This is a genomic window from Streptomyces sp. NPDC028991 (assembly GCF_055564775.1).
In genome coordinates this window covers 60465-74732 of the sequence record NZ_JBVHVP010000009.1, presented here as the reverse complement: position 1 = coordinate 74732, position 14268 = coordinate 60465, and the positions used below count along the sequence as shown (strand labels likewise).

Annotated in this window: 11 protein-coding genes, 1 tRNA gene and 1 pseudogene; 5 read left to right on the top strand and 8 right to left on the bottom strand. The window is 71.8% G+C overall.

Going from position 1 to position 14268, the window contains the following annotated elements:
• Positions 1-5: 5 nt before the first annotated feature.
• From ACZ4V1_RS19765 to galU, 7 genes are all read right to left on the bottom strand, one after another.
• Positions 6-79: transfer RNA gene (locus tag ACZ4V1_RS19765), tRNA-Ala, on the bottom strand.
• A gap of 95 nt (positions 80-174) precedes the next feature.
• Positions 175-1440 (bottom strand): divisome protein SepX/GlpR, encoded by a 1266-nt coding sequence (sepX, locus tag ACZ4V1_RS19760; protein WP_468337491.1) that lies wholly within the window; start codon positions 1438-1440, stop codon positions 175-177.
• Between the two features lie 171 nt (positions 1441-1611).
• Positions 1612-2226, bottom strand: coding sequence for a GNAT family N-acetyltransferase (locus ACZ4V1_RS19755; protein WP_468337489.1), 615 nt, complete (start codon positions 2224-2226; stop codon positions 1612-1614).
• A gap of 17 nt (positions 2227-2243) precedes the next feature.
• Positions 2244-2783: a MogA/MoaB family molybdenum cofactor biosynthesis protein gene (locus ACZ4V1_RS19750; RefSeq protein WP_468337485.1), complete on the bottom strand. Its 540-nt coding sequence runs from the start codon at positions 2781-2783 to the stop codon at positions 2244-2246.
• Entirely contained in the window at positions 2780-3301 is a 522-nt protein-coding gene (gene moaC, locus ACZ4V1_RS19745; protein ID WP_468337482.1) for a cyclic pyranopterin monophosphate synthase MoaC, read from the bottom strand. Before moaC ends, ACZ4V1_RS19750 begins: the two co-directional genes overlap by 4 nt.
• 87 nt (positions 3302-3388) lie before the next feature.
• Positions 3389-4738, bottom strand: a complete 1350-nt coding sequence (gene glp, locus ACZ4V1_RS19740; protein WP_468337479.1) for a molybdotransferase-like divisome protein Glp — start codon at positions 4736-4738, stop codon at positions 3389-3391.
• A 5-nt stretch (positions 4739-4743) separates the two neighbouring features.
• Entirely contained in the window at positions 4744-5670 is a 927-nt protein-coding gene (gene galU / locus ACZ4V1_RS19735) for a UTP--glucose-1-phosphate uridylyltransferase GalU (RefSeq protein WP_468337476.1), read from the bottom strand.
• A gap of 93 nt (positions 5671-5763) precedes the next feature.
• Here galU and ACZ4V1_RS19730 point away from each other — a divergent pair, with 93 nt between their 5' ends.
• Entirely contained in the window at positions 5764-6378 is a 615-nt protein-coding gene (locus ACZ4V1_RS19730) for a 5-formyltetrahydrofolate cyclo-ligase (protein WP_468337921.1), read from the top strand.
• A 54-nt stretch (positions 6379-6432) separates the two neighbouring features.
• On the opposite strand, the pseudogene ACZ4V1_RS19725 reads toward ACZ4V1_RS19730, so the two are convergent.
• A pseudogene (locus ACZ4V1_RS19725) lies at positions 6433-9270 on the bottom strand (penicillin acylase family protein); the annotation flags it as partial.
• 300 nt (positions 9271-9570) lie between these two features.
• Between ACZ4V1_RS19725 and ACZ4V1_RS19720 the strand changes: the two are divergent.
• The 4 genes from ACZ4V1_RS19720 (at position 9571) to ACZ4V1_RS19705 (ending at position 13989) form a co-directional block, all read left to right on the top strand.
• Positions 9571-11103, top strand: coding sequence for a potassium/proton antiporter (locus tag ACZ4V1_RS19720; RefSeq protein ID WP_468337473.1), 1533 nt, complete (start codon positions 9571-9573; stop codon positions 11101-11103).
• 246 nt (positions 11104-11349) lie between these two features.
• The gene (locus ACZ4V1_RS19715; RefSeq protein ID WP_468337470.1) at positions 11350-12666 is read left to right on the top strand and encodes an MFS transporter; all 1317 of its coding nucleotides are present in this window, start codon (positions 11350-11352) and stop codon (positions 12664-12666) included.
• A gap of 68 nt (positions 12667-12734) precedes the next feature.
• The gene (locus ACZ4V1_RS19710; RefSeq protein ID WP_468337467.1) at positions 12735-13055 is read left to right on the top strand and encodes an FmdB family zinc ribbon protein; all 321 of its coding nucleotides are present in this window, start codon (positions 12735-12737) and stop codon (positions 13053-13055) included.
• Positions 13056-13146: 91 nt separating this feature from the next.
• Entirely contained in the window at positions 13147-13989 is an 843-nt protein-coding gene (locus tag ACZ4V1_RS19705; RefSeq protein WP_468337464.1) for an S-methyl-5'-thioadenosine phosphorylase, read from the top strand.
• Positions 13990-14268 lie beyond the last annotated feature (279 nt).

Genomic DNA, 14268 nt, shown 5'->3' with positions numbered 1-14268 from the left:
GTGCGTGGACCTGAGGGGATTTGAACCCCTGGCCCCCTCGATGCGAACGAGGTGCGCTACCGGACTGCGCCACAGGCCCTTGCAACGAGTGAAACTTTAGCACCCCGACCGGCCTGCTCAAAAATCCCTTCCGGCGCTCCGGGAGGGGGCGGTGCGGGGCGGCCCCGGCGCCGGCTACTCGTTGGCCGCGCGGGGACGGTCCCCGTCCTCGTACTGGTCGAAGAGTGGCGTCCGGCCCCGTTCCCGGGCCCGGCGGGCGGACGCGGCGCGGCGGGCGTCGCTGCGGCCCGGGGTCTCCGGCCGGTCCTCGGTGTGGGCGGCCGGGCGGTCCGGCCCGGGGCCGGCCGCCGCGTCCTCCTGGTCGGCGACGGCGCTGGAGCGCGCGGAGCTCCACGCGTCCGGCGCCGCGAGGTCCACGTCGGGCGTGGCGCGGGGGGCGACCGGCGCGGTCACGTACGTGGGCAGGGGGACGGGCACCGGGTCCCAACTGTCGCCCTGGGGCCGCCGCTGCCGTTCGCGCTGCTGGTCGACCCACTCGGCGTGGTCGGTCTGCTCCACCAGCGCGCGGCGGTCCGCGGCGAGCGCCGACAGGCCGGAGTCGGGCTCCTCCTCGGGTCCTTCGTCCGGCTCCTCCGCGTCGGGGTCACCGACGGTGCCGACAGGGTCGGCGGGGCCGGCGGGCGTACGCCGGCGCGGCCGTCGGTCGCCGTCGCGCAGCCGCTGCGCGGCCACCTCGGCCTGGCGGCGGTCCATGTGGAAGGCGAACCGGTGGCGTTCCTGCGAGCGCAGATAGGCGATGTAGGCACTGAGCAGCACCGCGGGCACCCCGGGCGCCCACAGGAAGGCGAGCCCGCCGACCGCCGCGACGACCGAGCCGAGCGTGAAGGCCAGGAACAGCATCACCGTCGTACGCCGACGGCGCGCAAGCACCTTGGTGCGCCGGGCGCGGGCCGCGGCCGCCGGTGAGACGGGGGGGCGCCGGGCCTGCGGCACGCGCTCGCGTGCCGCTGCCGCACCGGGTTCGGAAGCCTGTTCGGGTCTGGGGCCGGCCGGGCGCCCACCGGTCTCCTGGCGCGCCGGGCCGGTCTCATGGCGCGCCGGACCGGGCTGCTCCGCGGGCTGGGCCGCGGGCTGCCGCCGCCCCTCGGGGCGCGGGTGCCGACGCGTTCTGGACACGGCGAACGCCCGGACGTCCACCGAGTCGGTGACGGCGTCCGGGGCGTCGGCGTCGGGCTCCCCCTCGTCGGCGGAGCGCGACTGCAGGTCCTTGGCGTACCGGCGCTCCATGCCCGCCCGTCCGGACAGCAGCCGGATGGCGGTGCTGAAGCGTTCCGTCGGACGGGCCTCGTTCAGCTCGTCCTGCCTACGGAGCCACATCGGCACCAAGTAGGCGGCCCAGGCCCCGACGATGACTGCGTAGATGAGGCCGCTGCTGCTCACGCCTCACACGGTAGAGGGGTTTGCTCGAGGCCATCCGCCAATTGAGCCGGTGTGTCGCACGATCTGGCTGATATTTCGAACTTTTTTTGTGATCGATGCGATCAGCTGACTGCCCGGGTCGTGAATTATCCGATCCGGACAGTCACACCCCGGTCAATTTCGAACGTTTATTCAATTACCGGTGTTCCGGGCGCTCCGGTCCCGTGACCGGTGCCAGCGCCGCAGCAGCCCCTCCGGAACCTCTTCCGCGGTGAGCGCGAAGACGAGATGGTCGCGCCAGGCTCCGTCGATGTGGAGATAACGCGGCCTGAGGCCCTCCTCGCGGAATCCGAGTTTCTCCACGACCCGTCGGCTGGGCGCGTTCTCGGGGCGAATACAGACCTCGACCCGATGCAGTCCGACGGTGCGGAAACAGTGGTCCACCACCATCGCCACGGCGGTCGGCATCACGCCGCGGCCGGCCACCGCCTCGTCCACCCAGTAGCCGACGTGTCCGGAGCACATCGAGCCCCAGGTGATGCCGGCCACCGTCAACTGCCCGACCAGTCGCCCCTGGTACTCGATGACGAAGGGCAGCATCCGCCCCGCGTGGGCCTCGGACCTGAGGTGCCGCACCATCTGGCGGTAGGTGGGCCGGTTCGTGAGCGGGCCACCGGGTGCGGGGGGCGGAATGGTCGCCTCCCACGGTCGCAGCCAGTCGCGGTTGCGCCGGTTGACCTCCCGCCAGGCCCGCTGGTCGCGCAGCTTTATCGGCCTGAGGACGATGTCGCCGTCCACCAGGTCCACGGGCCAGGATGGGCTGTTCAGCTCGCACCCCCACCGCTGACGTGTCTGGGGTGGTCGCCGCCGCGGAGCTGGTCCACGGCGTGTGTCAGCAGCGGCTCCAGCACGGCGAGGCCGTCCTTCACCCCGCCGGAGGAGCCCGGCAGGTTGACGATCAGCGTGCCGCCCGCCACTCCGGCCAGCCCCCGGGAGAGCACCGCGGTCGGCACCTTGTCCCGGCCGTGGGCCCGGATGGCCTCCGCGATGCCGGGGACCTCGTAGTCGATCACCGCCCGCGTCGCCTCCGGGGTGCGGTCGGTGGGCGAGACGCCGGTGCCGCCGGTGGTGACGATCACGTCGTATCCGGCGTCGGCGCCTGCCCGGAGGGCCGCCTCGACGGGGTCGCCGTCCGGGACGACCTGAGGGCCGTCGACGGCGAAGCCGAAGCGGCGCAGACCCTCGGCGACCAGCGGGCCGCCCTTGTCCTCGTAGACCCCGGCGGCGGCCCGGTTGGAGGCGGTGACCACCAGGGCGCCGTACGGCGCGGGGAGAGCGCCTCCCGCCGGCCCGTCCGGTGTCATGTCCGGCTCCAGTCGCCCGACTTGCCGCCCGTCTTCTCCTCCACGCGCACGTCCGTGATGACCGCTCCCTTGTCGACCGCCTTGACCATGTCGATCACGGTGAGCGCGGCGACGGAGACCGCGGTGAGCGCCTCCATCTCGACACCCGTGCGATCCGTCGTCTTCACCGTGGCGGTGATCTCCACGGCGTCGTCCGCGACCGACAGCTCCAGTTTCACACCGGAGACCGACAACGGATGACACAACGGGATCAGGTCCGGAGTGCGTTTGGCTCCCATGATGCCCGCGATGCGCGCGGTGGCGAGGGCGTCGCCCTTGGGCACCCCCTCGCCGCGCAGCAGCTCGACCACGCGGGGTGCGACGAGGACGCGTCCGCTGGCGCGCGCGGTGCGTGCGGTCGCGTCCTTGCCGGACACGTCGACCATCCGGGCGGCGCCCGCCTCGTCGATGTGCGTCAGCCGGTCCCGCGGGTCGTGCGCGTCCTGGCCGTGGTGCGGGGGTGGGTCCTGCGTACTCATGCTCGTGCGGCGCTCCCGGTCCGGGCCCGGCGCTGTGCGGCGCGTGGGCCTTGCTGTGCGCGACACGGTACCGCCAAGCGGGCGGGGTCAGCCGAGCAGGACCACCTCGACCTCGGCGCCGGGCTCGACGGACTCGGTGTCCTCGGGGACGACGATCAGCGCGTCGGCGTGCGCGAGGGCGGCCACGAGGTGGGAGCCCGAACCGCCGACCGGGGTGACCGAGCCGTCGGTGTACCTGCCGCGCAGGAACTGCCTGCGCCCCTTCGGCGAGGCCAGCGCCTCGTCCGCGGCCAGGGACGCGGTGGTCGTGGGGCGGTGGACGTCGTCGAGGCCCATGAGGGTGCGGATCGCGGGGCGGACGAACAGCTCGAAGGAGACGTACGACGACACCGGGTTGCCGGGCAGGGCGAGCAGCGGGGTGTGGTCGGGGCCGATGGAGCCGAAGCCCTGGGGCTTGCCGGGCTGCATGGCGAGCTTGCGGAAGTCCACGCCGCTGCCGGGCTCGTCCTCGTCGGCGACGTGCGCCAGCGCCTCCTTGACCACGTCGTACGCCCCGACGCTCACCCCGCCGGTGGTGACCATCAGGTCGGCGCGGACCAGCTGGTCCTCGATGGTGGACCGCAGGGTCTCGGCGTCGTCGGCGACGGCGCCCACGCGGTAGGCGATGGCGCCGGCGTCGCGGGCGGCCGCGGTGAGGACGAAGCTGTTGGAGTCGTAGATCTGCCCGGGGGCCAGCTCCTCGTCGGGCTGGACGAGTTCGCTGCCCGTGGAGAGCACCACCACGCGTGGACGCGGGCGGACGCGAACCCTGCCCCGGCCGATCGCGGCGAGCAGCGCGATCTGCGGCGGGCCGAGGACGGTGCCGGCCTCCAGGGCGCGGTCCCCGGACCTGACGTCGCTGCCCTTCGCGCGAACGTGCGCGCGTGCCCCGGCCGGGCGGTAGACGAGGACCTGTCCCCCGGCGGCCTCGGGGGCCAGGCTGCGGGCGCGCATGCCGGCCACCGGGCCCTCGCCGAGCCCGCCGTCGGTCCACTCGACGGGGACGACGGTCTCGGCGCCGGGCGGGAGCGGGGCGCCCGTCATGATGCGGGCGGCCTGGCCGGGGCCCACGGACAGCGGGTCGGCCTGGCCGGCGGCGACGTCCCCGACGACCTCGAGGGCGGCGGGGAACTCCTCGCTCGCGCCCGCGACATCGGCGACCCGCACCGCGTACCCGTCCATGGAGCTGTTGTCGAACGGCGGCAGGGAGAGCGGCACCGTGATGTCGTCGACCAGGACGCAGCCCTGGGCGTCGAGCAGGTTCAGCTCGATGGGCTCCAGGGGGCGGACGGTGGCGAGGATGTCGTCCAGGTGGTCCTGCACCGACCACAGCCGGTCCGGACCGAAGTCCGCGGTGGTGTGGTCGTGGCCGGTGTCACGGTGCGCTGTGCTGCTCAACGTCGTTACATCTCCTCGGCTACGTAACTGCGAAGCCAGGTCCGGAAGTCCGGGCCCAGGTCTTCACGTTCGCACGCGAGTCTGACAATGGCACGCAGATAGTCGCCGCGGTCACCTGTGTCATAGCGGCGGCCCTTGAAGACGACACCGTGCACCGGGCCGCCGGCCTTCCCTTCGGCGGTGGCCGCCGTCGTATGCGTCTCGGCGAGCTGCTGGAGGGCGTCGGTCAGCTGGATCTCGCCGCCGCGGCCGGGTTCGGTCTTGCGGAGTATGTCGAAGATGTGCGGGTCGAGCACGTAGCGGCCGATGATGGCGTAGTTGGAGGGCGCGTCGGCCGGGTCGGGCTTCTCGACCAGTCCGCCGACCTTGACGACGTCGCCGTCCTCGGTGCTCTCCACAGCCGCGCAGCCGTAGAGGTGGATCTGCTCGGGGGCGACCTCCATGAGGGCGACGACGCTGCCGCCGTACTGCTCCTGGACCTCGATCATGCGCTGCAGCAGCGGGTCCCGGGGGTCGATCAGGTCGTCGCCGAGCAGGACCGCGAAGGGCTCGTCGCCGACGTGCGGGGCGGCGCACAGCACGGCGTGGCCGAGGCCCTTGGGGTCGCCCTGGCGGACGTAGTGGATCATGGCGAGGTCGCTGGACTCCTGGACCTTGGCCAGCCGGCTCGCGTCGCCCTTCTTCTGGAGGGCGGACTCCAGTTCGTAGTTGCGGTCGAAGTGGTCTTCCAGGGGACGCTTGTTGCGGCCCGTGACCATGAGGACGTCGCCGAGGCCCGCGGCCACGGCCTCCTCGACCACGTACTGGATCGCCGGCTTGTCGACGACCGGCAGCATCTCCTTGGGAGTGGCTTTGGTGGCCGGCAGGAACCGGGTACCGAGCCCGGCCGCGGGGATGACAGCCTTGCTGATCCTGGGGTGGGACTGAGTCATGCGCGCCACCATATCCGGTGCCAATAGGGAGAATCTGTGACTCCGGATCATTGGCGCTCATATGAGCGCATTAGAGAGGTAGGGGAGCGACCATTGAGTCACATCGGACCTACCGCCCAACCTGACAAGCGGACGTTGCGGCGGGAGCTCCTCGCGGTGAGGGACAGGTTGACGGCGGATGACGTGCGGAAAGCGGCGGACGCGCTGGCCGCGGGGGCGCTCGCGATGCCGGAGGTGGCGCGGGCGCACGCCGTGGCGGCATACGTCTCCGTGGGCGCCGAACCAGGCACACGCACGCTGCTGGACGCGCTGCGCGCGCGGGGTGTGCGCGTCCTGCTGCCGGCGTTGCTCGCGGACAACGACCTGGACTGGGGCGAGTACGCCGGGGAGGGCTCCCTGGCGCTCGTACGGCACGGCGGACGGATGGCCCTGTCCGAACCCGTCGGCGAGCGCCTGGGCCCGGACGCGGTGACGCAGGCCGACGTCGTGCTGCTGCCGGGCCTGGCCGTCGACGGGCGCGGCATGCGGCTGGGGCGCGGCGGCGGCTCGTACGACCGGGTCCTCGCGCGGCTGGACCGGGCGGGCGCGCGGCCCGCGCTGCTGGTCCTGTTGTACGACTCCGAGGTCGTCGCGCGCGTTCCCGCCGAGCCCCACGACCGGCCGGTGGACGCGGTGGTGACGCCGTCGGGGGTGCGCAGGTTCACCTGAGGCGGCCCCCCACGCGCGCGTGGGGGGCCGCCTCGGGGTGGCTCGCGGCTCCCGCTTCCGCAGAAACCTGTGGTTCCTTGACTTGTCGACCGCCTTCTTCGAGAAGGCCCACGGCAGCAGCTCTCCGTCGGCCCACTTGTCGGTCTGGTCCGTGTAGTGGGCGCTGTAGGCGTGTCCGGAGGCGCCGGTGAGGTTGATCCACCGTGACTTGTCGAGGTCGCCGAGGTTGACCACCATCCGCATGGACGGCACCCAGACCACCCCGTAGCCGCCGGCCGCGTTCCAGCCGGAGGCGTTGACCGCCGCCTCGCCGCCGCTGAGCTTCCACGGGCCGCGGTTGAGGGCGTACTTCAGGAAGCCGGGGCCCTCGGTGCCCAGGGTCTGGTTCTTCAGGAACAGGCGGTGCAGCCGGCCCCAGTTCCAGGTGTCGATGTCCTTGCCGAGCTTGGCGGTCAGCTCCCAGCGGGCGTCGATCATGGCCCGCTTGAAGAGGTCGTCGCGGTTGTGGTCGGCGCCCTTGCGGGTGCCGTTGGCCGGCGTCGTCCACCAGTCGCTCTTGGGCTTCTCCATCAGGGTGCGGACGACCTCGAACCAGCGGTCGCCGCCGTCCGGCTGCGCCTGGTCGGCATCCCGCTGACCGCACTCGCGGACCTTGTTCGTCTCGTCCGCGGGTCCGGTGGTGTTGACCGGGTCGACCCACAGGCACTGTCCCTCGACCCGCAGCTCCTTGGGCAGCTTGTTGCCGAAGGCGAGCTTGAGGACGTTGCGCCAGACGGCGTTGAAGTAGGCGGCGGCCGCCGAGTCGGCGTCCTGGGTGTAGTCCCAGCCCTCCAGCAGCTTCTGCGCCTCGCGGACGTCCTTGTCACCGACGTCGATCTTCAGCAGCTGGGGCACGAGCAGCTTGGCCATCTCGCTGCTGTTGTCCAGCTGCATCTGGCGCATGTCGTCGGTGGAGATCTTGCCGCCGTCCTTGATCTTCTGCTCGATCAGGGAGGTGATCCGCTGACTGCGGGTGCCGTAGCCCCAGTCCGTGGTCAGCGTGTACGGGTACTCGTCGTCGACGACGGCCTGGTTGGCGGTCACGATGTAGCCGCGCTCCGGGTCGTACTCGTACGGCAGCTCGTCCGGGTCGATGTACTCGCCCGACCAGCGGTACTCGGGACTCCAGCCCGGTGCCGGGACCGAGCCGTCGTGGTCCTTGGCGCGCACCGGGATCTTGCCGGGCAGCGTGTAGCCGATGTGCTCGCTGTCGGCGTAGACCAGGTTCTGCGAGGGGACGTCGAACAGGGCGGCGGCTTCGCGGAAGTCGTCCCAGTTCTCCGCCCGGTCCATCGCGAAGACGGCGTCCATGGTGGTGCCCGGATCCAGCGCGGTCCAGCGCAGCGCGACGCCGTAGCCGTCGCCGCGGTCGGGGGCGGAGGTGTCGACGGTGGCCTTCTTGCCGACCTTCACCAACTCGTCGTCGCGGTCGGAGAGCAGGGGGCCGTTGTTGGTCTCGCGGACGACGATCTTCTTGGACTCGCCGCCGGCGACCTTGATGGTCTCCTCGCGCGTCTCGAAGGGGACCACCTTGCCGTCGTACTGGTAGCCGTCGCCGGTGATCTTCTCCAGGTAGAGGTCGGTGACGTCGACGCCGGAGTTGGTCAGGCCCCAGGCGATGTCCTGGTTGTGGCCGATGACCACGCCGGGCATGCCCGCGAAGGTGTATCCGGCGACGTCGTACTGGCACTTCGCGGAGACGCTGCGGCAGTGCAGGCCCATCTGGTACCAGACGGACGGCAGCGACGGCGACAGGTGCGGGTCGTTGGCCAGCAGCGGCTTTCCGGTGATGGTGTGCTTGCCGGAGACGACCCAGGAGTTGGAGCCGATGCCGTCGCCGTTCACACCGACGGCGGTGGGCAGGTCGTCCAGGACGTTCTGGAGACCGGCCAGTTGGCTCTGCAGGGCGTTGCCGGTGTCGCCCCCGGTGCCGGTACCCGTGCCGGCTCCGATGCCCGTGCCCGTACCGGCGCCCGTGCCCGCGCCCGTACCCGTACCGGCGCCCGCGCCCGTGCCCGTACCGGACGAGGAGTCGTCACCGCCGCCGGACGTGCCGCCGCCGTCGAACGTCTCGGTGAGCTCGTCGTACTGGCCCTCCTGGACGATCGCCCTGTTCCGGTCGTACGGGTACGCCGGATACAGGTCGGCGATCTGCTTGGGGCCGAGGCGGCTGGTCATCAGGGCGCGGTCGACCTCGTCCTGCATGTTGCCGCGCAGGTCCCAGGCCATCGCCTTCAGCCAGGCCACCGAGTCGACCGGCGTCCACTCCTCGGGCTTGTAGTCGTTGGTGAAGCCGAGGGCGGCGTACTCCAGGGAGATGTCCTCGCCTTCCTTGCCGTCCAGGTAGGCGTTGACTCCCTTGGCGTAGGCCTGGAGGTACTTCTTCGTGGAGTCCGACAGCTTCTCGTCGTACTCCTTCTTCGCCACCCGGTGCCAGCCCATGGTGCGCAGGAACTCGTCTTCCTCGACCTGGCCCTTGCCGAACATCTCCGACAGCCGCCCGGAGGTCATGTGCCGGCGTACGTCCATCTCGTAGAACCGGTCCTGCGCCTGGACGTAGCCCTGCGCCATGAACAGGTCCTCGTCGGTGGAGGCGTAGATCTGCGGGATGCCGTAGCCGTCGCGCTTGACGTCGACCGGGCCCGACAGCCCCTCCAGCGTGATCGAGCCCTTGGTCTGCGGGAAGGACGCGCGGACGGTGCTGACGGACCAGTACGCCCCGTAGACGAGGCCGCCGATGACGGCCAGGACCAGCACGAGGACGAACAGGCGGCCTTTGCGCCCCTTCCTCCCCTTCTTCCTGCCGGACGTGCCGGGCTGCTGACCCGTAGAGGCGGTATTGGTGGGGGGCATCGCTGTCCTTGCTGTCCTAACACGAGCGGCAGGGGCGGGCTGTGCTTTGTACTGAGCGCTGGAGCAACTGTAGGCGCAGGGCCCACTCCCCCTTGACGCGGAGTCGGGTACCGGCACGCACGGGCGTTCGATCTTGCCAAGCCGAGCGTCAAGAAATCGTCAAGAGTTAGGTAAGGTAACGAAGTAGTTGTCCGCATGGCGGTGCGGCGCCGTGTGCCATGGGGTGTGCTTCAGGGGCACCGCTCGGGAGCACTCGTCCGTACCGCGGTCCGCACCGTGACCGGTGCTGTGATCCGTGCCGTGCGCCAGGGAAGGGAACGGCCGCTGACTGTCCACCACCTCAACCAGCTCCTGCTCGTCTGTTCGCTCGTCCTGCTCATCGCCGTGGCGGCGGTCCGGATCTCCTCGCGCAGCGGGCTCCCCAGCCTGCTCGTATACCTGGCGATCGGCATCGCCATGGGCCAGGACGGCATCGGCGACATCCACTTCGACAACGCCGAACTGGTCCAGGTCATCGGGTACGCCGCACTGGTCGTGATCCTGGCCGAGGGCGGTCTCGGCACGAAGTGGAAGGAGGCGAAACCGGCCCTGCCGGCCGCCTCCGCACTGGCGCTGGCGGGGGTCGCGGTCAGCGTCGGCGTGACGGCCGCGGGCGCGCACTACCTGACCGGACTGGAGTGGCGGCAGGCGCTGATCGTCGGGGCGGTGGTGTCCTCCACGGACGCGGCCGCCGTCTTCTCGGTGCTGCGCAGGATCCCGCTGCCCGCGCGCATAACGGGCACTCTGGAGGCCGAGTCGGGCTTCAACGACGCCCCGGTGGTCATCCTCGTGGTCGCCTTCTCCACGGCCGGTCCGGTCGAGCACTGGTACGTGCTGCTCGGCGAGATCGCCCTGGAGCTGGCCATCGGCGCGGCCATCGGGCTCGCGGTCGGCTGGCTGGGGTCGCTGGGACTGAAGCACGTCGCACTGCCCGCCTCCGGCCTCTACCCCATCGCCGTCATGTCGATCGCCGTCGCGGCCTACGCGGCCGGAGCCATGGTCCACGGCAGCGGCTTCCTCGCCGTCTACCTCGCCTCGATGGTCATGGGCAACGCCCGGCTTCCGCACTGGCCCGCCACCCGCGGGTTCGCCGACGGGCTGGGCTGGCTCGCCCAGATCGGCATGTTCGTACTGCTCGGCCTGCTGGTCACCCCGCACGAGCTGGGCGACGACATCCTGCCCGCCCTGGTCATCGGTCTGGTGCTCACCATGGTGGCGCGCCCGCTGAGCGTCGTGCTCTGCCTGGCGCCCTTCCGGGTGCCGTGGCAGGAGCAGGCGCTGATGTCCTGGGCCGGGCTGCGCGGGGCGGTGCCCATCGTGCTGGCGACGATTCCCATGGTGGAGGGCGTCGCGGGCAGCCGCCCCATCTTCAACATCGTCTTCGTCCTGGTGGTCGTGTACACCCTGGTCCAGGGACCCACCCTGCCGTGGCTGGCCCGCAAGCTGCGCCTGGGCAAGGGGGACGAGGCCGCCGACCTCGGCATCGAGTCGGCCCCGCTGGAGCGGCTGCGGGGACACCTGCTGTCCGTCACCGTCCCGGAGGGCTCCAAGATGCACGGCGTCGAGGTCAGCGAGCTGCGGCTGCCGGCCGGGTCCGCCGTCACACTGATCGTCCGCGACGGCAAGTCATTCGTACCGCTGCCCACTACGGGACTGCGGCGCGGGGACGAACTCCTCGTGGTCGCCACGGACCCCGTGCGGGACGCCGCCGAGGCGCGGCTGCGCGCGGTCGGCCATGGCGGCAAGCTGGCCGGCTGGCTGGGCACCGGAGACACGAGCGGCAATCACAGGTGAACAAGACAGGAGTGCGCGCTTTCACAGGCTGCACCCCTCTTGATCCCTGTACGATGAAGGCGGCACCTGATCGAACCAACTCTGCCTGACGCAGAGCTGGCGCGACCGTATGGCGGCCGGCACGCCCCCTCCCCGACCGGGCTCCGGCATCTACCGCAGTCCGCGCAAGAGGACAGCTCTCGGCGCTCCCGCTCGGCGACAGCCGCGAGGCGGACCGCGCTACCAGGCGGCAGAAAGGCACGGGCCGTGGCATCCACGGTCACCCCGTCGAAGAAGTCGCCGGAGGGGAAGCGGAACACCGCGACCGGCTCCGCACGCCCCGGATACGGACAGCTGCTGCGTACCCGCGGCGCCTGGACGTTCCTGCTTCCCGGCTTCGCGGCACGCCAGCCGTTCGCCATGCTGACGCTCTCCATCGTGCTGCTCGTGCAGCACACCACCGGCTCCTACGGCGTCGCGGGCGCCGTCGCGGCCGTCACCGGCGTCGCCATGGCCGTGTTCGCCCCCTACAGCGGCCGGCTCGCCGACCGCTACGGGCAGCGCGCCGTCCTGCTCCCCGGTGTGCTCGTGCACGCGGCGTCCGGCCTGACCCTGACCGCCCTCGCGCTCGCGGACGCACCCCTGTGGGCGCTGTTCGCGGCGGCCGTGCCCACCGGCGCCTCGGTGCCGCAGGTCGGGCCCATGGTGCGGGCCCGCTGGGGCGTGAAACTCAAAGACTCCCCCCTGATGGGCACGGCGGCCGCCTTCGAGTCCGTCACGGACGAGCTGACCTTCGTCCTCGGCCCGCTGGTGGCCACCGCCCTGTGCACGGCCGTCAACCCGGCCGCGGGACTGGTCACGGAGGCGGCGCTCACCCTGGTGGGCGGTCTGCTGTTCGCCGCGCAGAAAAGCACCCAGCCGGCGGTCGGCCGCGCCGACGGGGGCCACGCGCGCGTGGAACACGTTCCGGCACTGCGCGTCCCAGGGGTGCGCGTCCTGATCGTCATCTTCCTGGGCATCGGTTCCGTCTTCGGCGGTATGCAGGTCTCACTGGCCGCGTTCACCGAGTCGATCGGCGAGCCCGGGCTGAACGGCGTCCTGTACGGGATCTTCGCGGCGGGCAACATGCTCTCCGGCCTGGCCTGCGGCGCCATCGCCTGGAAGGCCGCCCCGCAGCGGCGCCTCCTGGTCGGCTACACCGCCCTCGCGCTGACCGCGTCCGGCCTGTGGGCCGCGCACTCGGTGCTCGTGCTGGCCGGCCTCGGCCTGCTCGTCGGCATGTGCATCGCGCCCGCCCTCATCACCGGCTACACCCTGGTCGAGAGCCTGGTCCCGGCCGGTGCCCGCACCGAGGCCTTCACCTGGCTGACCGGCGCCGTGGCACTGGGCCAGGCGGCGGCCGTGACCGTCTCCGGGCAGTTGGAGGACCGCTTCTGGGGCGGCGCGGGGTTCCTGGTCCCGATGGGCGGCACGGTGCTCGCGCTGGCGACACTGGTGGCGCTGCGGTCGCGGCTGGCGCCCCGGCCCCAGGGACGTACGGTCGCACGTGGCGTCGGTCACCGCGAGCACGCCACAGTGGACTGATCCCGCGGAATACGTCACTATGGATCGTCGTTAGCACTCATCGAGTGAGAGTGCCAGGAGGAAGACAAGTGCCGACGTACCAGTACCAGTGCACCGAGTGCGGCGAGGGCCTCGAGGCGGTGCAGAAGTTCACCGACGACGCCCTCACCGAGTGCCCGAACTGCCAGGGCCGCCTGAAGAAGGTGTTCTCGGCGGTCGGCATCGTCTTCAAGGGCTCCGGCTTCTACCGCAACGACAGCCGCGGCAGCTCGTCCAGCAGCTCGCCGTCGAAGTCGACCGCTTCGTCGTCGTCCTCTTCGTCGTCGACGTCCTCGGACTCCGGTTCGTCGTCGGGCTCGGGGGCGTCGTCGAGCTCCGGCAGCTCCTCCTCCAGCACCACCGCCGCGTAAGGCCTCGTGCCCGCGTAAGGACTTCTTACGGGACCCTGTCGTCATCCGACGGCGGGGTCCTCGGCGTCCGCACGGCGGCTAGGGTGCGGGCATGGCGAACAAGGTGAATGCCGAGATCGGCGTGATCGGCGGCTCCGGTTTCTACTCGTTCCTCGACGACGTGACCGAGGTCGAGGTGGAGACCCCGTACGGGCCGCCCAGCGACTCCCTCTTCCTCGGCGACGTCGCCGGCCGGCGGGTCGCCTTCCTCCCCCGGCACGGGCGCGGTCACCATCTGCCGCCGCACCGCATCAACTACCGGGCCAACCTGTGGGCGCTGCGCTCGGTCGGCGTGCGCCAGGTCCTCGGCCCGTGCGCGGTCGGCGGCCTGCGGCCCGAGTACGGGCCGGGCACGCTGCTGGTGCCGGACCAGTTCGTCGACCGTACGAAGTCCCGGCCGTCGACGTACTTCGACGGGATGCCGATGCCCGACGGCACGGTGCCCAACGTGGTCCACGTGTCCCTGGCCGACCCGTACTGCCCCACCGGACGGGCCGCCGCGCTGAAGGCGGCCCGGGGGCGGGACTGGGAACCGGTGGACGGCGGCACCCTCGTCGTGGTCGAGGGGCCGCGCTTCGGGACCCGCGCGGAGTCCCTGTGGCACCGGGCACAGGGCTGGTCGGTGGTGGGCATGACCGGCCACCCCGAGGCGGCGCTCGCCCGTGAACTGGAGCTCTGCTACACCTCGCTGACCCTCGTCACCGACCTCGACGCCGGTGCGGAGAGCGGCGAGGGGGTCTCGCACGAGGAGGTCCTGCGGGTGTTCGCGGCGAACGTGGACCGGCTGCGGGGCGTCCTGTTCGACGCGGTGGCCGGGCTGCCGGCGGCCGGGGAACGGGACTGCCGGTGCGGCGCGGCGCTGGGCGGGATGGATCCGGGGATCTCGTTGCCGTAGGAGTTGTGGGGCAGGCCGGGGGGGGTGGGCAGAGCGATCGGGGCAGGCCGGGGGGCAGAGCGATCGGGGCAGGCCGGGGCGGGCAGAGCGGTCGTGGCCGACTGTAGGGGCAGGCGGGGCGAACGGGGCAGGCGGAGCGATCGGGGCAGGCCGTAGGGGCAGGCGGGGCGGTGGAGGCCGTGGGGCCGTGGGGCCGTGGGGCCGTGGGGCCGTGGGGCCGTGGGGCCGTGGGGCCGTGGGGCCGTGGGGCCGTGGGGCCGTGGGGCCGTGGGGCCGTGG